Here is a 23,387-nt window from a genome sequence, read left to right as displayed (position 1 = left end):
GCGCCGGAGTCCCAGGCCTCGGCGAGGGGGACCATGTGGTCGATGTCGAGCCTCGCGGGGTCGGTGACCTCCTGGTCGTCGTAGTAGGAGGTCCACTCGCCGCCGGAGAGCTTGCAGCCGGCGGCGACCGCCGGCGCCTCGTTCGCCTCGGCGAGCAGCACCTCGGCCCGGGTGTTGCAGCCGTCGGCGGCGTCGAGGCCGACGTTCCAGTGCTTGAACTTGTCGCGGGCGTAGCCCGTGCGGGACTCCTCCGCCACGCGCATGTGCTCGAGCGCGTCGGCGAGGGTGGTGACTTCGGCGGCCTGCACGGGAGCGGGGGCGACGAGCGGGGCGAGGGAGAGGGAGAGCGCGGCGAGACCGCGCACCAAAGTCTTGATCACCAGGCCAGGGATACCGGCTCGCCGACCACGGCGACAGGCCGTTCCGCCTACGGCTCAGCCTGGCGAGTGAACGAGTTCACCGGAGAAACGGTTCCGTCCCCTCAGACGCGTGCGGCCCGCCCCCCGGACCACGCGTTCCCAATGCCCCGCCTCGGTCCTCCAATTCCCCCTCGGAACCATGACTCGAGCCCGCCAGCTGTCCCAACTCCGGCCCCCTACACAGCACCGGCTGTGCGGCGCGTCCCGATGTGGGGACCCGCGACCCTCCCCGCGTTCGCGGGGAGCAGGACGTGCGGGAACGGCACCTGGTTGTAGCGACGGGACCATCCCCGCGGGCACGGGGAGCAGCCCGTAGAGCGCTCCCCTGACTCTCTCCCAGGGGGACCATCCCCGCGGGCACGGGGAGCAGTGCTGTTCGAGGTCGCCCTGCTGCAGCAGTCCGGGACCATCCCCGCGGGCGCGGGGAGCAGAGGTGGCTGTGGGAGCGGGTCCTGCGCCCCGTGGGACCATCCCCGCGGGCGCGGGGAGCAGCCCCCGACCTTGCGAAGGTGGGGGGGGTGTCCAAGGGACCATCCCCGCGGGCGCGGGGAGCAGCCCACGCTCTCCCCGAAGCGGATGGCGTACTGGGGACCATCCCCGCGGGCGCGGGGAGCAGTCTTCCAGCCCGGCCGGACCTACCTGCGCTTCGGGACCATCCCCGCGGGCGCGGGGAGCAGATTCCGACTGAGGTTCTGTCGACCCTGCTCCAGGGACCATCCCCGCGGGCGCGGGGAGCAGCTGACGGCCCTACCAGCTGTCTAGCAGTCACCGGGACCATCCCCGCGGGCGCGGGGAGCAGCCCGTCCCCCTCCTCACTCACCTCTGCGAAGCGGGACCATCCCCGCGGGCGCGGGGAGCAGTGCGGGGACGTTCAGCATGGACTGGGCGCAGAGGGACCATCCCCGCGGGCGCGGGGAGCAGCCATTGGGTGACGGCCGAGTACATGGCGCGGAGGGACCATCCCCGCGGGCGCGGGGAGCAGAGCGTGGCGGCCGTGGCGGACAGACCTACCTTGGGACCATCCCCGCGGGCGCGGGGAGCAGCGACGGTCGTCATGGCTCTCCTCGTCGGTGCTGGGACCATCCCCGCGGGCGCGGGGAGCAGCCGTACCTGATGATGCGGACGGTCGACGGCTCGGGACCATCCCCGCGGGCGCGGGGAGCATCCTGCGGCGGGGTCGGCTAGCTCTTCAGTGGGGGGACCATCCCCGCGGGCGCGGGGAGCAGTCCACGGGGCGGAGGTACCGGGGCCGGTCTACGGGACCATCCCCGCGGGCGCGGGGAGCAGTACTCCACTACGGATCGCCACTGCTCCATGTCGGGACCATCCCCGCGGGCGCGGGGAGCAGACTGCGTGACCTGCGTCTTTAGCGCGGGTACACGCCGTTCTGGAGCACTTTCACCGATTCGGACATGTCGTATGTACGTGACGTAAGGGTCATTCAGCCTCTTCCGAAGCGTCGTCTCTTGGCGGCTTTGCTCCAGCCCGGTTTCGGACGACCGGTAGTCGTCGACGACGAGGGGTTGGCGGTCGGGCGGCGGAGCAGGGTCAGGCCCTCGTGGTCGACTGGGTGCCAGCCGTGGTCGTGGGTCCGGAAGGTGAAGCCTTGCTCGTTGTTGGTCGTGTGGGCGAGCAGGGCGCGTCCTTGGCCTGCGTACTGCTGCACTTCCTCCCAGAGGGCGTCGCGGATCCTCGCCGAGGGGTTGCCGATGAACACTCCTGCGGAGATCTCCAGGAGCCAGCGGGTGAGGAATCCCCTCAGCCCTGCGGGACAGTTGGCGAGGACGATCACGGTCACCAGGTCATCTCCTCGTCCTCGTGGCCGTTGGCTCCGTGGTTCTGTCCGGCGGCGACCTCGATGCCCCCGTCGCTCTGGAGCATGACGACGTCCTGGTCGCATGGCTCCGTACTGTTCTTCGCCTCGGGCAGCAGGAGACGCTTGATGTCGTCGACGCAGCGGTCCAGCAGGGACAGCTCGTTGATCCGGTCCCGCAGTGCGCGGCGGGTGCGCGGGCCGACGTCCTCCGGGTCCTCCGCCGCGATGTCGAAGGCCAGGGGAATGCCCAACTCGGTCTTGTAGAGGTCGGCGACGTCCAGGACGAAGGACAGCTCGTGGCCGGAGTGCACGAAACCCAGAGCGGTGCTGCATCCCAGGGATGCAACGACGGCATGGGCAACGCCGTACATGCACTGGCCGGCGGCGGTGATCGCCTGGTTGACCGGGTCGCTGCCGGCATAGTCGCCCGGAGCGTACTTGCGGCCGCGCCACGGAACTCCGGTGCGTGCGGCCTGCGCCCTGTAGCAGTCCTTGACTCGTCGGCCTTCGCGGCCGAGCAGCTCGTGGCGGGTGAGCCCGGCCGGGTCCTCGTCGGGGAAGCGCAGCCGGTACATGGCGCGGGCGACGGCAAGGCGGCTGCGGCGGCTGGCCCACTGGAGGGCCTGTGCCTCCGCGAGCGCCGATGAGCGGGTCAGGGCGCGGCCGCCGGCGTAGTAGCGCACGCCCTGCTCCCCCACACAGGCGACGGCGACGCCGGTCTCCCCCAGCATGCTCATCGCCTGGTGGGTGATGCGGGTGCCCGGTCCGAGGAGGAGCGTTCCGATGGTGGCGGACGGTATGTGGGTGGCGCCGTCCGCGTCTTCGGCGGTTATGGCGTTCGCGTCCCGGTGGATCGTGCATCGCTCGAGGTAGACGAAGGACAGGCGTTCGCCGGTGCGCGTGAGGTGGCGCGGCGTGAGGGCTGCGCGCCGGGAGACTGTCGTCATCTGCTCACCCGCCGGCGGGCACGGGGGCGAGGGTCATCAGGCCGCAGCCGTACGCCTTGGCTTTTCCCAGCCCGTGGGTGAGCGTGCGGCGCATTGCTTCGGGGTCGGTGACCTCGAGGCGGCCGTCGAAGGTGACGGTCACGACTTTCACTCGGCCTCTGCCGGCCGTGGCGTCGCGGGACTTGGCGAAGTCGAGGGAGCGCTGATCGCGGACGGTCAGCTCGTGTCGATCGCCGTGGTGGTCGTGTCCCTTGTGGGTGGTGCCACGGGGCAGCAGGCGTTTCTCGTCGGGCTTCTCGGCGATGCGGAACCCGGCCCGCTGCTGGCGTTCGGGGTCGAGGAGCCAGGCTTTCTGGTGGACGGGGGTGAGGTGCGCGGTGCGCTTGGTCGGCTCGCCGTCCTTGCGGCGGATGTGGTGCACGGGGTTGGCGGTCAGCCGGAAGGCCCAGGCGTCGCCGACGGCGAGGCGGTCGAGGAACGGGGCGTAGGGGCGGCTCTGCCAGCCGGGTGTGTCCGGGTCGGCGGCCGCCGCGGGCCAGCCCGCCTGCTCGACGAGATGGGTCAGATCCGGCCGGGCGGGGCTGACGACATAGAGGAAGACCTCGGCGCGGGCGTTGTGGTCCAGACGCCACAGGACCCGCGGCGCCCCGGCGCCGTCGGCGTCTGTCGGCAGCAGGCCGGGGAACGACGACATGACGGCGGCGTGCATCGGCTGCGGGGAGGAGAGCAGCCGGCGGGCCCCGGGGCGCGCGGTGTTCACGCGGAAGCGGGTCAGGAACATCGGGCGCTCTCTTCTTCCAGAGCATCGAACGGATCGTGGCGGGGCGCCGGCCTGGTGGGCGCGGCGGCCGGGCTGGGGAGGTCGACGGTCGTGCTGACGACGGTGCGCAGGGCGTGGCGGCGGTGTTCGGCGGCGAAGCTGAGGGGCTGGTCGCGCAGGACGTCGGCGTGGGTCTCATTCTCGTCGGCCTCGCGCAGCACGGTCAGTGTCACGACGGGGTCGCGGCGGCGCTGTCTGCGGTGCCAGGCGGACGCCTGCCACGGCGTGTCGTGCAGTGCGTCCTCCAGGGTCGTCGCGTCGTGGAGTGCGAGGTCGACGGGCTGGGCGGGCGGGCAGGAGCGGCGGCCGAGGAACGGCGGGTAGACGGGGTCGCGCAGGGCCGCGTGGAGGCCGGCGAGGAGCGTGTGGTCGCCTTCGAGGGCGGCGACGAACACGGCGTCGGCGAGGTAGAACCGCTCGGACAGCGGCATGGACTTTCCGCTGACGCTGTGGTGGGCGGTGTGGAAGTCCCGCAAGCGGGTGCCGGGCTGGTCGATGCGGACGCCGAACCTGAGGGCGGCCAGGGGCTTCAGGCTTGCGTCGTCGCCGCGTTGGATGCCGGCGGCCGCGGCGAGCAGGCCGATGACGCCGCTCTTGGTCGGCGCGGACTCGGTGGTGCGGCGGGCGAAGCGGGCCGAGGCCCCCCACGACTGCAGGGGGCCGGCGAGCCTCAGGGTGAGCACGCTCATGCGGGCTTCTCCAGGCGCTCGGCCACGGCCTGCCCGACGGACTCGACGAGTTCGCCCAGGTTCTGCGTCTCGGCGCCGATCCCGGCGAGCTTCGCCGTGTTCGGGCCGACGCGCAGCACCCAGGTGAGCGTGGACGCGTCGTCGCCGTAGGCGCGTTCGATGTCGGGGATGTACTCGGCCAGGCGCTCGGAGGCCTCGCGGACGTGGCCGCCCTGGTCGCCGCGGACCGGATCCTCGAAGGCGGCGACGAAGCTGATGGGGCGGGTGGCGCGGAGCTTGACGACCACGGCGTCGGGCAGGGTGTGGTGCCCGAAGGTGTTGATCTTCCCGGTGGGCAGGGAGGCGACGAATCCGTGGACGAAGGCCTCGACGGCCCGGCGCACCGGGGCAGTCCGCTCCTCGTCCTCGCGCAGGCCTTCGCCGAGATTCCTGGCCAGCTGGTGGACGCCGAGAGCCGCGTAGCGGTAGAGGGTGGCGGAGTTGAAGTCGACGGTGCCGATCATTCCGGCTCCAGTCTCCGCCTCGGTGTTCTCGTCGTCGACGGCGGTGTAGTAGTCGGTCTCGTTCTCGACGCGGTGCACGCTGATGGCGTGGGCGACCTGGACGGCGGCGTCGACGTTGATGTCGGCGGCGTCGGCGACCATGCGGCCGAACAGCGCGATGTCGACGGAGTGGCGGGTGTCGGCGATCTCCCTGGCCCGGTCCCTCGTCTTCTTGTCCTTCAGGAACGCCGTGATGTCGGCGGCGCCGTCCACGGCGAGGCGTGCGAGACCGTCGAGCTGGCGGGCGCTGAGGAAGACGAGGTACTTCGCCTCGGGCGCCGGCTCCGGCTCCCCGTCCTTGGCGGCGGTGGCCTTGCGCTTGGGGACCTCGGTCTTCAGACCGGCGGCCCTCACCGTCTCGTCGGCGATCCGCAGCACGTTCTCGCCGGCGAGCGAGGGATCGAGGGCGGTGATCCGGTCGGCGACGGCTTCCACGATCTTCTTCGTCCGCACGCCCAGCTCGCTGGGATCGAGCAGGCGCTCCTCGGAGAAGTAGGTGCGGGTGGCCCGCTTCCACGCCTGGCTGGACACCCGTGCGCGCGGTACTCCCCCGTACACGGCCGACTTCGGCGCGCCGGTGTCGTCGCGGTTGAGATTGCTGGGCGGGACGGTCTGCAGGGCGTGCACGTCGAGGAAGACACGGTTCACGAGGGGTCCTTGTCGGTGTCCGAGGGGCGGGCGGTGTCGTCGCCGTCAGCGGGCGGGGCGCCGGCGGGCTGCCGGCCGGTGTCCGGTTCGCGCCAGGCGTGGAAGGAACGGCCCCACTCGCGGCGCACCGCGCCGGGGCCGCCCGGCCGCTGCCAGGTGTAGAGCTGTCCGGCGAGCAGGGCGTAGTCGAGCTCGTAGCCCTCGCGGCGCAGCAGGAGGACGATGTCGCGCAGCCGCTGGGCGAGGGCGGTCAGGTCGGCGGCGGCGCCCGCGCGCACGAGGCGCTTGCGCAGGGGCTCGTCGATCTCGCCGGGCTTCATCATGCGGCGCACCGCGGCGCCCAGGCCGCGCCGGCGGTCTGGGCGGTCGGCCTGGTGCATGCCCGCCGTGCGGGACTGCTGGTGCAGCGCCCACAAGGTCAGCGCGACGTGCAGAGCGTCCTCGGCACAGGCCAGTTCGCTCTCGGCCATGGCCCGGGCCCCGCCTGCGGGCTCGTGCAGCGGGCCGGTGTCGACGAGGCTCCACAGGTCGGGCAGCTGCCCGGCCTCGCGCCCGGCGCCACGGCGGAGCCTGGCCAGGGCGCCGACCGCGTGAGACTGGTCGGCGAGATAGCCGCGCTGCAGGTCGGCGATGTGCTGGGCGGCGAGCCGGGCGACCTGCTCCCGTGGACTGACGAATGCGGTGACGGTGCTCATGCGGGTGCCTCCGCGGTGGTCTCGGATGCCGGCGCAAGGCATGCGTCCGGCTGGGTGTCCGACGTGTCAGGGCGTCCAAGGTCCCTGTCCAGGGCGGAGCGGAACCACCGCTCCGCGAGGGCGGAGTTGAGCCACTCGGAGCCCTTCCTCACCTCGACGACCCTGCCCTGCCAGGCGGCTTCCCCCGCGGCGGCCACGAGCCGGTCCCCGAGCCGGACGGCGATCTCACGCACCTGCTGCTGCCACACGACGCGCTGCTCGTACGGGTCGCCGGCCTCTGCCAGACGGCTCAGCCAGGCGCGATAGGGGGCCTCGAGGGATCCGTAGGCGTGATCGCGTGCGGTGGCGCGCGGTCCCTCGCTCTCGAGGCCGGCGGCCCGGGCCAGATTGCCGGCCAGGTCGCCGACGGCGTTCACGGCGCGGTCGGCGTCGGCGACGGCGGCGACGGCCTGCTCCGCGTAGCGGCGGTCCTGCTCGTGGAGGAGGACGACGGCCATGGACACGTGGTCGTCGACGATCTCGTCGATCACGGACTGCTGTGTGCCGTACTTCGAGCCGACGACGCGGGCCCGCAGGAGGAACCCGCGCTCCAGCTCTCCCTCTGTCACCAGTCGGGCAATCCACTCCAGAACCCTCGGCCGCAGGTAGGCGGCAGGCTCCGAACCCTGCCCGGGCGCGACCTCGTCGGCGATGAGCGAGCCGATGCCCCGCCAGGCAGAGCGCTCGGGGTCGTGCTCACGGGGAAGGTAGACGGGGCTCTCACGCAGCTTCTTCTCCTGCACCGGGCTGCGCCGCCAAGCGGTCATCGGCTCGCGGTGCTGCCGGTTGCGGGATGTGAGGGGATCGCCGTAGCCGAGGACGACACCGTGCACGCCTTCGGCGTCGAAGTGGAGCCGCAGCCGCCGCGTCTGCCACGTGTACAGGTCACGCACGCCGGTGGGCGCGCGCTCTGTCCCGCCCGGGCCGCAGGGCTCACGCCGCCAGGCCGGGGCGTCCTCGTCGTCGATCTGCAGCCCGGTCGTGTCGGCCGCCACCAGGTTCAGCAGCAGCGTCTCGCGCAGGGTCGGCCCCTCGACGAAGACGCCGCCGAGGCTGCCGGCCCAGCCGACGCCGAGCGGATACACCTTGCCGCCCTTGACGCGGGTGTCTCCCTCCACACCGGTCTTGATGCCGGAGGTGTCGTACGCGTGCGCGTGAACGACCCACCGGGCAGCCTCGGCGAAGGCGAGCCGGTCGACGGTGGGCATCCTCGCGGAGAAGAACGGCTCCCCGTTGGGGACGTCGGCCACGATGCGGTCGAGGGAGAACACCTCGTCTTTCGCCGTGCGCAGCCCTGCGGTCTGGAAGAACGGCACCCGCGCGTCCAGCAGGTCGAAACGCCCTGCGTGCACGTCGAGATAGCGCGCCACCGGCGCGAAGCACTCCCCGTCGGACCACAGGTCGGACCACGCCTCGATGTCCGCGGGCCCCTCCAGGGCGTCGTGAGCGACCGCGAGCATCAGACGCACCAGCGCGAACTCCTGCGTGGGCAGGTCGCCGACGACCCTCCGCAGCAGGCCCGCCTGCAAGAAGACCTCGCGCAGCGACAGCTCGTCCTCCTCGCCGCTGATCCGAAGCACCGGGATCCACGGTCGGGCGGTGAGATCGAACGACAGCGCACAAGCACCGCTGCTCGGGCTGGAGTCAGGCATGGGACACCTCGAGGCCGTCGCTCGGACTGGAGAGGCGGGCGAAGCCAGCCAGCAAGGTCCGAGAAACCGCGTGGGCCGAGGCGCAACGGCCCATGGACTCGGGTCGCTTGCGCTGATCGCAGGCATGGATCTGGCCGTAGCGCGGGAGGCCAGATTGTGCTCCGCCCACTGCCATGGCAGTTGATGCTGCGTCAAAGAGGGGGCGTGTGACCTGGGTTGACGTTCCGAGCCCAGCTAAGTCGTGCCGCATGGCCCTCCAATGCTCTACAGTGCTTTCGTCTTCGCTCAACATGCTAAGGGGAGTGGTTCGCTTGAGTGGTTGGATTCGTCTGATGCGCTGGATCCTGACTACGGGGGCCGTCGTCGTCGTCTTCTGGTTAGCCCTCTGGGTGGGCCGTTCGCTGCCGTTGGGCGGCCCTGAAGATGCAGCCGTCGAGTGGGCTGTGGCAACGGCCCTCGCGGCGACAGTCTCTGGCGTGGCTGTCCGACCCTTGATCCGGTGGGCAGAAGGAGGCCGCAGGCCATCGGGGTAGACGCGATCACCGTCCACCGCGACGCCCCCTGGCCGGGGCCAAGACGACACCCCGTGAACCTGGTCCCCGTCGCGGGCATGCGTGTCGAGTAACATGCCTTATCGCTCCCCGGTCCTGCGGGGATGGCCCCATGCTGAGGGGCGTGCTGAACTGCTCCCCGCCGCTGCGGGGTTTCCAACCGTCGCACCCGTGTGCTCCCGTTTTCACGAACGTGTCACTGCCAGTCCGTCGCTCTTGCTGTAGTTGAGGGTGAAGCCTGCCAGCTGGGTCTGACAGTCCTCGTCGAGTGCGAGGATCAGCTGCCCGGCGAGCCAGTGGCTGTCCTTCGCCTGCCAGGCGGGCACGTGGAGCTCCTCGAGCTCGCCGATCGCCCGGTCCATCACCTCGGCGTAGCTGAACTGGATCGGCAGGCGCAGCCCGCAGGACGCGGCTGCGCGGGCCGCAACGGGGGTGGGCACCTGGTCCGTGGGCAGCTCCAGTCCGCCCAGCGGGCGGCCCCGACGATCCGGATCGAGCCAGTCCACCGTCGCGAGGGCGCCGTCGGCCCGCCGCTGGACGACCACGACCTCCAGGCTCTCGCGGCTGTCGCGCACCTGTGCCCGGCCTTGGCGGGTGTCGTCGGCGTCTCCGACCCCGGCCGTGACCCAGCCGAACAGCGGCCGCCCCGGGCGGCCCGCGGCGTCCAGGCGGAACACCGCCGCCCGCTCGGCCTGGGCCGCACAGTGCGCCTCGTGCCTTACCCGGGCCTGCTCCATCGCCTGCGCCCACGCCTTCGGCCAGTCCCCCTCCTCGCCGTACGCACCCTGCACGAGCGGGCTGATGTCTGCCGGCAGCCGGACGGGACTCCCCTTGCCGCGGTCCAGGTGCGGCAGCAGCACAGCAGCCGAGCGCAGCAGCGCGTACCCCCCGTACACGGCGACCGATCCCCGCGCAGGCCTCGGCACGTCGCCGCCCCAGTCGACGCCCGTGACCAGGCAGCGCGCCGACCGCAGCCGCTCGGGACGCTCGCTCTGCTTCTCGCCCCGCCGATGCCGGTGCAGGCGGCCCATCCGCTGGAGCAGCAGGTCGACCGGGCACAGATCGGTGACCAGGAGATCGAAGTCGACGTCGAGGGACTGCTCGGCGACCTGACTGGCTACCACGATGTGCTGTGCCGGCCGGCCCTCGGCCTTGTCCGGCGGCCCGAAGCGCCGCAGCAGGTCGGCGTCTTTCGCGGCACGGTCGACGTCGACGAAGCAGGAGTGCGCGACGGTCACGTGCGCGTCGCCGAACCTCTCCCGCAGCACCCGCGCCGTGTCCAAGACCCGCTTGACCGTGTTGCGGACGACGAGAACGCTGCCGCCGCCCTCCAGCTCGTCCTCCAGGCGGTCCGCGAGAACGTCCAGGTCGTCGTCGAGACCCTCCAGCTCGACGTCCGTGCCGCGCCCCGAAGCCGCAGGACGGCGCAGCTCAGGAAGCCCGCCGGGCGCGACGGCCGTCAGCAGCGGATAGTCGCCGGCCTGGGCGACAGCGTCGAACGCCGCGTCCGCCGCGTCGCCCTTCGCGGCCGTCCCCGCGTACGCCGCCGCCAACTCCCGGCGCCGTTGTGCCGGCAGTGTCGCGGAGAGCACCACCACCGGCACGCGATACGCGCCCAGCCACGACAGCACCCGGTCCAGGTACACGCTCATGTACGTGTCGTAGGCATGCGCCTCGTCGATCACCACGACCTTCCCCGCCACCGCGAGATGCCGCAGCGCCAGGTGACGGCTCTTCAGCCCGGCGAACAGCAGCTGGTCCACGGTGCCGACGACGAACGACGACAGCATGGCCTTCTTCCGGCCCCGCAGCCACGCGTGCGCGACGAGCTCGGCACCAGCCGACCGCACCGTACTGGAGGGCCGCCACTCCCCCTCCTGCTGGCCGTCCAGATCGACGGCAGCGATCCGCCCCCGCTTCAACAGGCCGGCGAACTCCTCGTTCAACGCAGCCTTGGAATGGGCCAGGTGCACCGAGTGGCGGGCGCCGTCCGGCACCGGCAGCCGATCCCACCACGTCCGCAGCCGAGGGAACATCGCATTGCTGGTGGCCATCGTCGGCAGGGCGAAGAACACGCCCCCCGCACCGGTGCGCGCGGCGAGGATCTCGGCCGCCCCGAGCGCGGCCTCCGTCTTCCCCTCCCCCATCGGCGCCTCGATCACCAGTAGCCCCGGCTCCTCCATCGTCCGAGCGAGCTCGACCGCCGCCGCCTGAACAGGCCGGACCGCGGCCCCCGCCGGCAGCGTGAACCGCGACGCGAACAGCTCCCGGGCGTCGCCGGGCGGCTCCTCGGGCCGCCACGGAACCGGCAGATCCAGCCCGCGCCACGCGGCCGCGACCCGCTCGGCGCCGCTGCAGGGGACGTCCTGGGGAAAGTACGGGAACAGATCGGGGTTGCTCGCGATCCAGTCGGACACGATCACCAGCGCGGTCAGCAGGACCTGCACCGGCTGCGGCAGCTTCACCGCCCGCCACACGCCGAGACGCTCGCGCACACCGAACTCGGCCGCGCACGCCTCCAGCAGCTCCTGCTGAACCCGTCGCCACGTCTCCCGGCTCGCGCCCTGGGTTCGCAGCAGCTCGGGCCGCCGGTCCAGGGCGGCGATCTGGCCGTGCTCGGGCGGCACACCGTGATGCCCGCCCACGGCGACGGCGAACTGGCCCGCCTGCTTGACCGTCCAGCCATCCCGTTCCTGCAGCCACTCCCCCAACAGCACCTGCCCGGCCAGTCCGTGCGGCGCCAGCCTGCGGTCCGCGCCCATGGCCTGCCGCGAGCGCATCTCCAGCCCGGCGTCGCGCATGACCCGGGCCAGGGACTCGACCTGGCAGGCGAACGCCGGCGTCGCCTTCCCGATGTCGTGCACCCCCGCCAGCCACACCGCCAAGCTCCGGGCATCGCCCTCGCCCCCCGGCAGCACCCCGGCGATCAGCCGCCGCACGGACAACGGCAGCCACTCGTCCCACAGCCGCCCCGCCACCGCGGCACTGTCCTCCATGTGCCGCCACAATGGCAGCCACCCATCGGAGCCCCGATCGTGCTTCGCCCACACGCTCCGCGCAGGCCCGTCCAGCCGGGCCCTCAAACCCGTACCTGTACGGGCGTCCCCCTCGCCTGTCATGCCAGATGAATACAGGGAAAACACAGCTCCAGATGCGTATATGAGAAAAACTGGCTGCCCACCCCCGATCATGTGGCTTTGTTGGTGGGATACGAGAGCGCCTGTAGCTCAGCGTGGAGAGCGCCCTCGTTCACGGGAGAGTGATGTCGCTGAGTTTCGAGAGCGCCTGGGTGCTTGCTTCGGGACCATGGTTGTGCTCTGCACAACGAGGGGGCCTGGGTGCTGCCGAAGTCCAAGGTCGATCTGTACGCGGCGATCCGTCGTGATGCGAAGGCTGGTCTGTCGAGCCGTGCTCTTCAGCGGAAGTACGGTGTCGGGTTTCTGACGGTGCAGAAGGCGTTGTCGTCGGCTTGGCCGGAGCCGCGGAAGAAGCTTCCGCCGCGGCCGACGCGGCTGGATCCGTACAAGCCGTTGATCGACGAGATGCTGCGGGCCGACCTGGATGCGCCACGCAAGCAGCGGCACACGGTGAAGCGGATCTTCGAGCGGCTTCTCGACGAGCACGGTGCGGACAAGATCTCGTACCAGATGGTCCGGGGCTACGTCGCTGACCGGCGTGAGGAGATCCGGGTCCAGGCCGGACGAGGTGTAGTGGAAGCCTTCGTCCCGCAGACCCACAAGCCCGGAGCGGAGGCGGAGGTCGACTTCGGCGACGTGACGGTGCGGCTGGCCGGCGAGCTGGTGACCTGCTACCTGTTCGCGTTCCGGCTGTCCTACTCGGGTAAGGCCGTCCACCGGATCTTCGCCTCGGCGGGGCAGGAGGCGTTCTTCGAGGGCCACGTCCACGCTCTCAACGTGCTGGGCGGGGTGCCGACCGGGAAGGTCCGCTACGACAACCTTAGGGCCGCGGTCGCCCAGGTGCTGGGCTTCTCCCGGCATCGCGTCGAGGCCGAGCGCTGGACCGCGTTTCGCTCCCACTACGGCCTGGAAGCCCTTTACTGCCAGCCAGGAATCCGCGGCGCCCACGAGAAGGGCGGGGTCGAGGGGCAGATCGGCTGGTTCCGCCGCAACCACCTCGTCCCGGTGCCCGAAGTCGGGACGCTCGCCGAGCTCAACGCGATGATCGACCAGTGGGACCAGGACGATGAGCATCGCCGGATCCGGTCCCGTCCTCGCACGATCGGCGAGTACTTCACGGCCGAGCAGCCGCTGCTGGCACCGTTGCCGCAGGAGTCCTTCGAGACGGGACGGCTCTTCACGCTGAGAGTCGACCGCTACGGCCAGATCAGCGTCCGCACCAACCGCTACTCGGTGCCGGTCCGGCTGATCGGCCGGAACGTCCGCGCGATGCTGCACGCCTCCGAGCTGGTCGTTTACGACGGCCGGGACGAAGTCGCCCGGCATGAACGGTTGATTGCCAAAGGCGGCACTCGCCTCGAACTGGACCACTACCTGGAAGCCCTCGTGCGCAAGCCCGGCGCCCTCCCGGGAGCGACCGCGCTCGACCAAGCCCGCTCAGCTGGCCGGTTCACTCCAGTCCACGACGCCTGGTGGGAAGCCGCGGTCAAGGCTCACGGCGAGCGGGACGGCACCCGCGCGCTCATCCAGGTCCTTCTCCTCGGCCGGCACCTGCCACACGAGCACCTGGTCACTGGCCTTGCCGCCGCCCTCAAGACCGGGGCGTTGACGGCGGACGCCGTCGCTCTTGAAGCCCGAAAGGCAGCAGACGCCGACACCGCCCCCGCCGAAGTCCCGGAACCCTCGGCTGGGAGCCGGACCAGCATCGCCCCGCTGCCGGCTGCCGTCCGGGCCCGCCTGCCACCAGACAAACGGCCCCTGCCCTCCGTCGCTCACTACGACCAGCTCCTGCGGCTCCGCCGCGGCGACCGCCCCACCCCCTGAAGGAGAACCGCGTGTCCATCCCCCGCCAGCGAGGACTCACCGAGCAGGCCGCCACGGCCGCGATCGACCAGGCATGCCGGATGCTGCGGCTGCCCACGATCAGGTCCCAGTTCCCCGAGCTCGCCGAAACCGCCGGCCGCGAGCAGATGTCCTACCTCGGCTTCCTCTCCGAGCTCCTCCTGGCCGAGTGCGACGACCGGGCCCGCCGCCGCTCCGAGCGGCGCATCAAAGCGGCTGGCTTCCCCCGCGACAAGTCGCTGCGCAAGTTCGACTTCGACGCCAACCCCAACATCGACCCGGCCATGGTCCACACCCTCGCCAAGTGCGAATGGATCAAGAAGGGCTTGCCGCTCTGCCTCATCGGCGACTCCGGCACGGGCAAGTCTCACCTGCTGATCGCGCTGGGCACCGAGGCCGCGATGGCTGGCCACCGGGTCAAGTACGTCCTGGCGACGAAGCTGGTCAACGAGCTGGTCGAGGCCGCCGACGAGAAGCAGCTGACCAAGACCATCGCCCGTTACGGCCGCGTTGATCTTTTGTGCATCGACGAGCTGGGCTACATGGAACTCGACCGCCGCGGGGCCGAACTCCTCTTCCAGGTCCTGACCGAACGCGAGGAGAAGAACAGCGTCGCCATCGCCTCCAACGAATCCTTCTCCGGCTGGACCAAGACCTTCACCGACCCCAGGCTCTGCGCCGCCATCGTCGACCGCCTCACCTTCGGCGGCAACATCATCGAGACAGGCACCGACTCCTACCGCCTCGCCACCACCCGAGCCCGCGCTGAACAACAGCCGACCACGACCTGACCTGGGCGCACGAGGCTTCGTGAGCATCGTCAGTGCTCACGGCTCCTTGACCACCACCAGCCGCCGACCGTGAAGGCGTTCACCGGCCCAGGATTCGGCAGAGTGCGACGCTCGAACTCATCGTCGATACGAGCGACCAGCCGGCCGAGATCGCGCCGGGCACCGTGAGGGAGGTGAAGCATGACCTCTTCCAGATCGTCGCGGGCATACTCCACCTCCAGTCCGGGCTGCCAGACCGGGGATGCGTTCAGATAGCGGCCAGGTTGCCTGAAGGCCCACTCGAAGCGGGCGAGCGCATCAGCAACAGCACCAGGCCACATCCGCTCATCCTCAACGCGGCGGACAGCTGCACGAGTCCTCGCGGAAACGCCCCGGATCCGCCGAACTGCAACATGTCTGCGAGGCCGCCACCGCTCATCACGGACGGCCTTCGGGCGCCTACGCGGCATCGCCCTTTCTGATCAACATGCCGCCATCCTGCCACGAACGCAGTCGGCATCGCACGCGCGATCGAGCCCCTGTCACCCGAGGGTGCTCTTACTTCCCACCAACATTCACGCGCTCATTGATCACTGCGTGATGCCGAAACCCACGAACAAGTGCTCTCGCCTGAAACCTACGCAGCCACTGATCAGACTCACTCAGATCATGCGCGGTTGGGCCAACTACTTCAAGCACGCGGTCGCCAAGCATGTCTTCGACAGGCTCGACGCCTTCGTGTGGTGGCGTCTTATCCGCATGCTGCGGGAACGTCACCGATGGAGTTGGGGCGACGTCCGCCGCCGATTCACCACCCCCAACGGGCGGTGGCGACCTATCGCGGCAGACGGGATCGAGCTGTTCCGGATCGCATCGGTCACGGTCAGCCGCTACCGATACCGGGCCAGCACGATCCCCAACCCATGGCAACCTGCGAACCCCGTCTGACGGCAGAGACCGTGGAGAGCCCGTTGCGTTGAAAGACGCACGGCGGGTTCGGCGAGAGGTCCGGAGAAACGGACCGGGAGCAATCCCGGCACCGCGCTCCGGGCCTACTCAGCGCAGCGCCCGCGCTTCGCAACAGTGCGTGACGTACGCATGAAGCTGGCTCCTGGCCTCTCGGCAGGCTTAAGTGTTGGATGACAACCGTGGATGCGGTTCGAACGGGAGAAGCGTCGAGGGTGCTGGTCGTTTTCAGATGTCGGTCGTGCACTGCTCCCTTGTCGAACCCGCTTGAGCAACGTGGCTGGAGGGCGCTGCCACCAGTGAGGGGGAGGGAGCACTACACGTACGGCCCGTCGACAGTGCGGGTGGGCTCCTTCTCCGATGACCCAGATCCGTACGGTCCCGCGGGTTCGATTGCCACCTGGGTGATCAACCCGCTAGATGGTGTGCTGCTGCGGCCCCACGTGGACCCGTCTCGGCTTTACGGGTGTTGCAGGCGTGACGGGCTCAACGGACCGAACTTGCTGTGCGCCCGCTGCAACAGCGAGGTTGGCATCGAGATCTCCGATTGCTGGACTGAGTACGACGTCCGGCTGTTGAGCACAGCGGTATCAAAGAGCCCTCCCATCAGTCGACCAGCTTCGACGTCAGCACGACAGCAGGACACGTTTCCGTAGCAGTCGAAAGCCAGCGCGGCCGAACATCTGGCGTTTGAGCATCTTGATCCGGTTGACATGACCTTCGACGACTCCTGAACTCCATGCGCGCAGGTTTCCGAACCCCCTTCGGACACGGGCAGGGGTGATTCTGTGTGGCTTGGTCGGCTTCTCTCTGGGCGTGCGGAGGTCTGCGGCTAGCGGTCGGGCGAGCCGGAGCTAGGCGTAGGCGGCGATCACCCAATGCCGCGAAGTTAAGGGCCCAGAGGGGATGTCAAGAGGACCGTGAAATGCTGCGGGGCCTCTGCTATCCAGGGGATCGACCAAGATCTTCCCGAAGGCAGAGGCCCTGTGGTTCAGTCTGTCATGGGCGGCACCAGCGATGTGTTTGCCCCCGGTCATCTCGGTGAGTTAACGCAGGTCGTACCCCCGGAGCTCGTTGACGCGGTTCTGGAGGAGACCGGAGCGCGGGAGCGACGGCTGCGACGTCTTCCCTCCCGGGTCGGCGTGTACTTCGTTCTGGCCTTGGGATTGTTCGAGCATCTCGGCACCCGACTTGTGTGGGCCAAGCTGGTCGCGGGGCTGACCGAACGCGTCCCGCGCCTTCAGAGAAGGCGCTTCGTGACCTGCGGCGGAGGATCGGCCCGGCTCCGATCAAACAGCTCTTCGAGGTGTTGGCGGGGCGTCTTGGGCTGTGAGGTCGGTCCTGGTCCGATTCGCCTGCAAGGGGCGACGCTGCCGACCGTGGTCAGAAGGTCCCGGCTACCCCCAGTGGGAGACAGGATCCGGGGCAGTGCCCCTTCGGGTTTCTGATGGGGGTGGGAATCCGGCCAAGGGGGAGGTTGGCGGCACTGGTTGGGTGGGTGCGGTGGTCATTGAATCTGCGCTTCCCCTTTCAGCGGTCCCTGGTGAGACTGGATGCGTGGGGTGGTGCCGTGGTCGCGCGAGGGGTGCAAACTCGGGCTCCATCGGCCAATTTGATGAGTAGTTGGATTCTCAATCAATCTGGGTTTGCGGGTTCAATGCCCTGTGCCCGTCGCCGTGAGGTGCGGTTAGGAATCGCGAATTCCGGTGGCGGAAAGAAGATCATTGCGGTGGTTGATGTGTCCCGGATATGGTCACTGAGGCTTCCTCGGCGATCGCATTTCGTCGTGCCAGATAGTTCTGGGGGAGCTCGTTCGTGATTCAGAGGGGATTGCGAACCGTCGGTTCATGCGTGTATCTCGCCGTCTGGGCTGACGCCCGGCGTCAGTAGATCAGTTCGTGAGCGCGGGCACGTATGGACGAGCGTGGGAGTGGATTCGAGCATGTTGCGGCCGGCGCGGTTCTGCGGTGACGCGTTCCGATGACTTCGGTGGTCGGTCGGAACGTGAGGGAAATCAACGAGCTTGGCTGTTTACGCGCTGCGTTGACAGTGAGGATCGCTCATGGATATCAGCAGAGGGGATAGTGGATTCAGCATGCCCGAGAGAGGTAATATCCCTGCTTCCGCCCGTGTGCGGAAGACTGTCGTCCGCGGGGTCGTGGCCACCGGCGTGTTGGCTGCACTGGGCGTAGCCGCACCGGGCCCTGCCGTCGCCCTGCCTTCGGTTGCGGCGGTCGCCGCGGCGGATGGCATCGGGACCACGGAGGCACAACGAGTCGAGGCGGCGGCCGTGGTGCGCCTCGATCCGAGCCCTGAGGTGCTCCTGCTCAACGACTACGACTACCTCCATGCGCTGTGGAAGAAGGCCAGCGAGGCGGGCGAGGAGCTGGATGCGGTGCGTACGGCTGCCGAAGAGGCGATGGCCAGTACCTCGGCGGAGGATCACGTGCGGTTCATCGCCACCGGTGTCCACCAGGCGTACAAGCTTGACCGGCAGCGGGAGAGGGACCGGGTCGAGGCCGAGCGTGCAGTAAGGCTCGCCAAATCCCAGACCCTGCTCGCGGTCGGCATTCCCAGCAGCCCGGACCTGTTGGCGCTCAGTGACGACAACTTCATCCGTGCGGTCGCGAGGCACTCCGCTGCCGGGCCGGAGGTCCGGGCGGCTGCTATCCGTGCAATGGCCGGCGACTCGGCCGCCTGGCGGGAGTTCATCGTAAACGGCGCCCGTGAGGCCCACAAGCGAGATGTGGCCAACGAGCTGAAGGAACTCGAGGAGAAGGACCGCAAGGAGGCCGAGCGCCGCAAGGAGCTGGCTGCCCGCACGAACGCCGCAGCACTGTTCCGCATCACGCCGTCCGAGGCCATGCTCGGCCTCAGCGATGACAACTTCATCAGAGAACTGCTGCGCATTGCCGCCGATGACGTCCGGAGCACCGGGCTTTACGCTGCTGGCCAGCAAGCGGTGCTGACCTCCGACCCGGCGGAATGGAAGCAGTTCATCCACACGGGAGCCGATCAGGCGTACAAGCGCGATGACGAAGCTCGTCGCAAGAAGGTCGCTGAAGGCAATCGCAGACTCGCCCTGCAGATCCAGGCTGCGGCACAGAACGACAGGGTGCATCCCGGTCTGGTCGCTGCAGCAGAGAAGGCGCTGGCCGGCAGCGACGAGGAGGTCGCCGAGTTCCTCAAGGAGGACAATCAATACCGGGCAAGACGGCAGTCCCTCCAGCTGAGTGAACACGAGGAATTCGGCTGGTACGCCCGCCAGTCCAGTGCGGACGGGGGAGAGGGCTTCGCTGCTCCCGTGGACGAGACGAGCTCGCAGTCCGACCGCGAGGACGCGACCTGGGTCATTGTGCCCTCGCTCGCCGGCCAGCCCGGCTGCTACTCCTTCGAGTCGGTGCGCAAACCCGGCTACTACCTGAAGGCGGACAAGCGGTTCCAGGGGCTACGCGTGCGGATATCCCCGGACGACCGCAGTGTCGAATTCCGTCAGAGCGCCACCTGGTGCACCCAAAGAGGCCCGCTGGGTGGCAGGACGTCCTTCACGTGGGGCGGGTCGAACAAGCTGCGGCTAGGACACAAGAAGGGCTACCTGTACGCGGGCGGGTTCGACGACCCCGAGTTCACCCCAGAGGCCACTTTCTGGTTGATCTCTTCCCCGCTCGCGCGCTGATCCGCCCTGCCGAGTTCACTCATGAGAAGAACGGATCCCACGATGTCTCGGACCATCCGAGCCGCCCTGGCCGTCGGCGCCAGTGCCGCCGCGTTGATCGGCAGTGCGACCACCGCCCACGCAGATCAGTCCATGGCCCGTGCAGCCGCCGACGGGGCGTCCTTCGTACGGCTGCAGGCGGAGCACAGCGGCAAGTGCCTCACCATCGAGAACGGCAGCCTCGCGGACAGGACCCGCGCGGTGCAGTCGACATGTGACGACAGTCTGGCCTACCAGCTGTTCAGACTGGTGCCCACCGGCTCGGCGACCTTCGAGGTGCGGGCCAAGCACAGTGGCCGGTGTCTGAGCACCGGACCCCACTACGAATGGGAAACCGGGCAGGAGTGGTGCTTCGACTCCTCCAGCCAGCGCTGGAGCGTGATCATGGTCGAGGTCGCCAAGGAGGTGTACGAGCTGCGCCCCGTGGATGCCCCTGACTACTGCCTGACCGTCCACGATGCCAGCCTCAACGACGGCGTGGGCGCCTATATCGGGCGCTGCAGCGGCATCACCGCCAGTCGTTGGCGGATCCAGCCGGTCACGCCCTGATGCTCCCCGAGCCCGCTGACTGCGCCAGAGAGCTCAACTGCATTGATCAGCAATCAACTGTCGAGAAGAAACGGACCTCACGATGTCCCGGACCATCCGAGCCGCGCTCGCCGTCGGCGCCGGTGTCGCCGCGCTGATCGGCGGCGTGACCCCGGCCCACGCACAGGGGAGTACTCCTGTCGCTGCCGTGCCCGCAGGGGAGACGATAGTCCAGCTGAAGGTGGTACACAGTGGCAAATGCCTGGACATCGACCGTGCCAGGACGGAGAACGGTGTACGGGCCCGTCAGTGGGACTGCAATGGCACCGCGGCTCAGCAGTGGCGCGTGATCCCTACCGACAACTCCAGCTTCGAGCTGCGGGTGGTGGCCAGCGGCAAGTGCCTCGAGGTGGAGAACAGCGGCACCCAGTGGGGCGCTGCGGTCCAGCAGTGGACGTGTACCGGGGGCAAGCAGATGCGCTGGCGAGCGGTCCTCGTGGACCAGCCCAGGAAGCTCTTCCAGCTGCGCCCCACGCATACCGATGGCCGCTGTCTGGACGTCGATCGCGCCATGAAGGAGAACGGCGCGCTGGCGCAGCAGTGGGAGTGCAATCAGACCGAAGCACAGCTGTGGCAGTTCGAGCCGGTCAGGTGACCGGCGCCGTGACGACGCACTGTCCCTCTGCAGGAGACCCTGGAATGAACTTCACGCCCTCAAGAGATGCGGCATGAGTCGTCAGTGGTGGGTCGCGCAGGCGTTGACGGTCAGCGTGCTGGCCGGCGGCGGCGCTGTCGCGGGGGCGGTTCCGGCGGGGGCGGACGTCCCGGTGCCGACCGTCGTCTCCGCAGGGCAGCCGGTCGATCAGCCTTCGCTGATCGCGGCTTCGGCGGCCGACGAGGCGCGCAGCCAAGTCCTCAGACTGGCGAGGTCGCATCTGCCTGCGGAGCTGCGCGTATCTGCGTGGCACGCGCTGCGCAGTTCGCGTGGTGACGAGGCGATCGTGGAATGGCTTGCCCCTGGGGGCGGGTATGACGCCGCCAAGCAGCGGATGAAGGCCACGCGGTCCCGGAACACGGCGTTTTGCGAACGGGTGGTTCGCACGCACACCGCGGGCTTCTCCCCCAAGGTGCGTGAGGCGGCTCAACTCGCGCTGAAGGGCACGGATGCCGATCGGGCGGCGTTCGTCAAGTCCGGATACGCCGAAGCGCAGCGGCAGGACCGGGCCGTACGGGAGGCGGACGAGCAGCACAGGCAGGAAGTCACTGCTCAGCAGCGCGAGTTCGTGGGTTCTGTCGCGGAGCACGCGCCGGGCGAGCAGGTGCGGGTGGCGGCGCAGTGGGCGTTGCGGGCCGGTGCCGCTGACGCGGACGTCGGGGAGTTCTTCGGGTATGGCTGGGCGAGCGGCGCGGCCCTGGATCTGGAGGGCTACCGGTTGCGGGTCGCGGACGCCAGGGTGCTTCGGCACGGCACCTTGTCCCGTCTGGTCAGGGAGGCTGCCACGGCCGAGCATGCGCTGGAGGGCGCAGCCGACGCGGCGAAGGCCAGGGCCGAGGCCGAACGGGCCTGGAGGGCGGTGGCCGAGTACGCCGACGCCGCGCAAACGGCGTGGCTGGCCGAGCAGGACACGGCCGCGGCTCAAATGGAGAGCTGGAAGAACATCGCCAGGCTCGCCGGGCAGTCCACGGATGGGCTCTGGAAGAGCGTCGCCGGGCTCGCCGAGGCCAACCAGGACGCCTGGGCGAAGGAGCAGGCCGACGCCGCCGAGGCAGCCGCGTTCTGGAAGGACATGGCCGGCCGGGCTCAGGACAGCGAGAACCGCGTCAAGGGCTGAGGCGTGGTTCGGCGGACCTGATCGACCGATCTGCATTTTCCGTTCCGCAGTCGCTCCATCAACCGGTCCCCCTGCTCGTGGACAGCGGGCAGGGGGACTCATCTTCATTTCACTAGGGGGTATTCCCGTGATGGGTAGATTCCGGCCATGGGCCGGAAGAGCACACCGCGATGTGTCCGGCTTAGCGAAAAAGGCCGTGTCCGCGGCGGTGGCCGTGGCGATTCTGGGCGGCGTGGCAGGGGAAGCTGCTGCGGCGCCGCCTGTTCAGGCAACGGCGTTCGCCCAGGCTCTGTCTGCTGTGGACCGTACGGCCGCCGCTTCGCCGAAGCCGTCCGCACCCGCGGCGGCTGTGCGGTCCGGGAGCAGGCTGGGCGCCGACTGGGACCGGCAGTTGGTGGAGGACTTCGCGGAGTTCGACGAGGAGGAGGAAGTCCGCGAGGCCGCCAAGAAGGCGTTGGAGAGCAGCGACCCGAACGCGATCCGGGAGTTCCTGGAGCATGGTGAGGCCGAGGCCCGCAAGCGTGCCAAGGACCGGAAGAGCGGTGTCGATGTCGAGAACCGCCGGCAGATCGAGGCGATGCGCGGCACCGGCGGCCCGCAGTTCAACGCCGAGGTCGAGCGTGTTCTGAAGGGCACTGCGCGGGACCGCGTCGAGTTCCTGGCGTTCGGCGCCGACCTGGCCCGGCAGCGGGACAAGACCGTCGAGCAGAACGACGCGAAGCTGGCGGAGGAGAACCGCAAACGCGTGGTGATGCTCACCGGCGCGTCCTTCGGGCCGGAGGTGAGAAGAGCCGCCCAGGACGCTCTGGACTCCGACGACGACAAGGTGATCGCGGAGTTCCTGAAGAAGGGCTACCTGGTCGCGGCGCAGAAGGACGCCGACGCTCAGGCGGCTCATGAGAAGGCGGAGAAGGAAGCCCTCGAGACGATCGAGAAGCTGCGGGCGCTGGCCGCGAAGACCGCCCGCGCGGCCGAGGCCCGTACCAAGCTGATCGCCGTCCACGGTGACGCGGTCAAGGCGCTCAAGAATGCGTCGAACGCGATGAGTTCGGCGGCCGCGCAGTCCCGCGAGGCCGACCGGATGCTCGCCGCCGACCGCGCCGGCAAGCGCCTCTCCGACTACGGGCCGGTCAAGACCGAGATCGGTCGGCAGGTCGGCATCGCCGAGGACGCGGCCAGACAGGCACAGGTGGCAGCCCTCCTGGCCAAGGCCCAGGCCGATGTGCTGGTGGAGACTGGGCTGACTCACGGCGTGCAGTGGGCCGAGGTCGCCTCCGGCATCGCGGGCTCGGCGGACGCGGCGGCCAAGGCGGCAGCGACGGCCCAGCATGCCGTCGACGCGACCGCAGCGGACGCTGCGGGGCTGAACGCCAAGAACCATGCCGAACTGCGTGAGCAGCAGGCCAAGAAGTGGCGGGCCAACGCAGAGGAGCACGCCAGGGCCGCGGCCAAGCTGGCCCAGTCGGCCGACAAGCAGGCCGCGATCGCCGCGGATGCGGCCGCCCGGTCCAAGCAGGCCCGCATCGACGCCGAGAAGGCCGAGCGGGAGGCATGGGAGCACGCCAGGAAGACCCGCGAGGCCCGGATCGAGGCCCAGCGCCAGGCCGAGATCGCCGCGGAGCAGCGCAAGATCGCCGAACGCGAACGCGATCTGGCCGCCCAGGCACGGGCACGGGCCGAACGAGCAACAGCTTCCCCACCGCGGCCGAGCTCTTCGCGCTGGAAGGCAAGTTGAACGCCTCCACGCCCCGCAAGGCGGAGACCGCGCTCGGCCTCTTC

General features: G+C 69.6%; 16 protein-coding genes, 3 pseudogenes and 1 CRISPR repeat array. Of the genes and pseudogenes, 9 read left to right on the top strand and 10 right to left on the bottom strand.

The window, feature by feature from the left end; all coding sequences use genetic code 11:
• From AB0M39_RS36545 to cas3, 9 genes and pseudogenes are all read right to left on the bottom strand, one after another.
• Positions 1-380, bottom strand: a pseudogene (locus AB0M39_RS36545) (HNH endonuclease); the annotation flags it as partial.
• A gap of 258 nt (positions 381-638) precedes the next feature.
• A CRISPR array of direct repeats spans positions 639-1,767; the repeat unit is 29 nt; unit sequence GGGACCATCCCCGCGGGCGCGGGGAGCAG.
• A gap of 93 nt (positions 1,768-1,860) precedes the next feature.
• Complete coding sequence (gene cas2e / locus AB0M39_RS36540) at positions 1,861-2,217, bottom strand: type I-E CRISPR-associated endoribonuclease Cas2e (RefSeq protein ID WP_365371816.1); 357 nt, start codon at positions 2,215-2,217, stop codon at positions 1,861-1,863.
• Positions 2,214-3,182: a type I-E CRISPR-associated endonuclease Cas1e gene (cas1e, locus tag AB0M39_RS36535; protein WP_365371813.1), complete on the bottom strand. Its 969-nt coding sequence runs from the start codon at positions 3,180-3,182 to the stop codon at positions 2,214-2,216. The genes cas2e and cas1e overlap by 4 nt, the downstream gene beginning before the upstream one ends.
• A gap of 4 nt (positions 3,183-3,186) precedes the next feature.
• Positions 3,187-3,963 carry a type I-E CRISPR-associated protein Cas6/Cse3/CasE gene (cas6e, locus tag AB0M39_RS36530; RefSeq protein ID WP_365371811.1) on the bottom strand — a complete coding sequence of 259 codons (777 nt, stop codon included), beginning with the start codon at positions 3,961-3,963 and terminating at the stop codon, positions 3,187-3,189.
• Positions 3,954-4,691, bottom strand: a complete 738-nt coding sequence (gene cas5e, locus AB0M39_RS36525; protein ID WP_365371809.1) for a type I-E CRISPR-associated protein Cas5/CasD — start codon at positions 4,689-4,691, stop codon at positions 3,954-3,956. The genes cas6e and cas5e overlap by 10 nt, the downstream gene beginning before the upstream one ends.
• Complete coding sequence (gene cas7e, locus AB0M39_RS36520) at positions 4,688-5,881, bottom strand: type I-E CRISPR-associated protein Cas7/Cse4/CasC (protein WP_365371806.1); 1,194 nt, start codon at positions 5,879-5,881, stop codon at positions 4,688-4,690. Before cas7e ends, cas5e begins: the two co-directional genes overlap by 4 nt.
• Positions 5,878-6,576 carry a type I-E CRISPR-associated protein Cse2/CasB gene (gene casB / locus AB0M39_RS36515; protein ID WP_365371804.1) on the bottom strand — a complete coding sequence of 233 codons (699 nt, stop codon included), beginning with the start codon at positions 6,574-6,576 and terminating at the stop codon, positions 5,878-5,880. The genes cas7e and casB overlap by 4 nt, the downstream gene beginning before the upstream one ends.
• On the bottom strand, positions 6,573-8,267 hold the full coding sequence (casA, locus tag AB0M39_RS36510) for a type I-E CRISPR-associated protein Cse1/CasA (RefSeq protein ID WP_365371802.1): 1,695 nt from the start codon (positions 8,265-8,267) through the stop codon (positions 6,573-6,575). The genes casB and casA overlap by 4 nt, the downstream gene beginning before the upstream one ends.
• A gap of 736 nt (positions 8,268-9,003) precedes the next feature.
• The gene (gene cas3 / locus AB0M39_RS36505) at positions 9,004-11,937 is read right to left on the bottom strand and encodes a CRISPR-associated helicase Cas3' (RefSeq protein WP_365371799.1); all 2,934 of its coding nucleotides are present in this window, start codon (positions 11,935-11,937) and stop codon (positions 9,004-9,006) included.
• 222 nt (positions 11,938-12,159) lie between these two features.
• Here cas3 and istA point away from each other — a divergent pair, with 222 nt between their 5' ends.
• On the top strand, positions 12,160-13,779 hold the full coding sequence (istA, locus tag AB0M39_RS36500; protein ID WP_365371819.1) for an IS21 family transposase: 1,620 nt from the start codon (positions 12,160-12,162) through the stop codon (positions 13,777-13,779).
• Positions 13,780-13,790: 11 nt separating this feature from the next.
• Positions 13,791-14,588: an IS21-like element helper ATPase IstB gene (gene istB, locus AB0M39_RS36495; protein ID WP_365371796.1), complete on the top strand. Its 798-nt coding sequence runs from the start codon at positions 13,791-13,793 to the stop codon at positions 14,586-14,588.
• A gap of 29 nt (positions 14,589-14,617) precedes the next feature.
• Here istB and AB0M39_RS36490 read toward each other — a convergent pair whose 3' ends face one another.
• Complete coding sequence (locus AB0M39_RS36490) at positions 14,618-14,908, bottom strand: hypothetical protein (protein ID WP_032769568.1); 291 nt, start codon at positions 14,906-14,908, stop codon at positions 14,618-14,620.
• Between the two features lie 259 nt (positions 14,909-15,167).
• Between AB0M39_RS36490 and AB0M39_RS36485 the strand changes: the two genes are divergently transcribed.
• The 7 genes and pseudogenes from AB0M39_RS36485 to AB0M39_RS36455 form a co-directional block, all read left to right on the top strand.
• Positions 15,168-15,515 (top strand): group II intron maturase-specific domain-containing protein, encoded by a 348-nt coding sequence (locus AB0M39_RS36485; RefSeq protein WP_365371793.1) that lies wholly within the window; start codon positions 15,168-15,170, stop codon positions 15,513-15,515.
• Positions 15,516-16,534: 1,019 nt separating this feature from the next.
• A pseudogene (locus tag AB0M39_RS36480) lies at positions 16,535-16,851 on the top strand (transposase domain-containing protein); the annotation flags it as partial.
• Between the two features lie 840 nt (positions 16,852-17,691).
• On the top strand, positions 17,692-19,209 hold the full coding sequence (locus AB0M39_RS36475; RefSeq protein WP_365371790.1) for an AbfB domain-containing protein: 1,518 nt from the start codon (positions 17,692-17,694) through the stop codon (positions 19,207-19,209).
• Between the two features lie 42 nt (positions 19,210-19,251).
• Entirely contained in the window at positions 19,252-19,797 is a 546-nt protein-coding gene (locus tag AB0M39_RS36470; protein WP_365371787.1) for an RICIN domain-containing protein, read from the top strand.
• A gap of 82 nt (positions 19,798-19,879) precedes the next feature.
• Positions 19,880-20,431 carry an RICIN domain-containing protein gene (locus AB0M39_RS36465; protein WP_365371784.1) on the top strand — a complete coding sequence of 184 codons (552 nt, stop codon included), beginning with the start codon at positions 19,880-19,882 and terminating at the stop codon, positions 20,429-20,431.
• 73 nt (positions 20,432-20,504) lie between these two features.
• A complete protein-coding gene (locus AB0M39_RS36460) occupies positions 20,505-21,608 on the top strand; it encodes a hypothetical protein (protein WP_365371782.1) in 1,104 nt (367 codons plus the stop codon).
• A gap of 130 nt (positions 21,609-21,738) precedes the next feature.
• Positions 21,739-22,458 (top strand): annotated as a pseudogene (locus AB0M39_RS36455) (hypothetical protein); the annotation flags it as partial.
• Between the last annotated feature and the right edge of the window lie 929 nt (positions 22,459-23,387).

It is taken from the genome of Streptomyces sp. NPDC051907, from assembly GCF_040681075.1.
Lineage (GTDB): Bacteria > Actinomycetota > Actinomycetes > Streptomycetales > Streptomycetaceae > Streptomyces.
This window is presented reverse-complemented; position numbering and strand designations above follow the sequence as displayed.

Excerpts from the sequence above, each read along its gene's own strand:
- cas5e (WP_365371809.1), bottom strand. The coding sequence starts at position 4,691 with ATGAGCGTGCTCACCCTGAGGCTCGCCGGCCCCCTGCAGTCGTGGGGG.
- casA (WP_365371802.1), bottom strand. The coding sequence starts at position 8,267 with ATGCCTGACTCCAGCCCGAGCAGCGGTGCTTGTGCGCTGTCGTTCGAT.
- AB0M39_RS36465 (WP_365371784.1), top strand. The coding sequence starts at position 19,880 with ATGTCCCGGACCATCCGAGCCGCGCTCGCCGTCGGCGCCGGTGTCGCC.
- casB (WP_365371804.1), bottom strand. The coding sequence starts at position 6,576 with ATGAGCACCGTCACCGCATTCGTCAGTCCACGGGAGCAGGTCGCCCGG.
- AB0M39_RS36460 (WP_365371782.1), top strand. The coding sequence starts at position 20,505 with ATGAGTCGTCAGTGGTGGGTCGCGCAGGCGTTGACGGTCAGCGTGCTG.
- AB0M39_RS36470 (WP_365371787.1), top strand. The coding sequence starts at position 19,252 with ATGTCTCGGACCATCCGAGCCGCCCTGGCCGTCGGCGCCAGTGCCGCC.
- cas1e (WP_365371813.1), bottom strand. The coding sequence starts at position 3,182 with ATGACGACAGTCTCCCGGCGCGCAGCCCTCACGCCGCGCCACCTCACG.
- cas3 (WP_365371799.1), bottom strand. The coding sequence starts at position 11,937 with ATGACAGGCGAGGGGGACGCCCGTACAGGTACGGGTTTGAGGGCCCGG.
- AB0M39_RS36485 (WP_365371793.1), top strand. The coding sequence starts at position 15,168 with ATGCCGAAACCCACGAACAAGTGCTCTCGCCTGAAACCTACGCAGCCA.
- cas6e (WP_365371811.1), bottom strand. The coding sequence starts at position 3,963 with ATGTTCCTGACCCGCTTCCGCGTGAACACCGCGCGCCCCGGGGCCCGC.
- AB0M39_RS36490 (WP_032769568.1), bottom strand. The coding sequence starts at position 14,908 with ATGTGGCCTGGTGCTGTTGCTGATGCGCTCGCCCGCTTCGAGTGGGCC.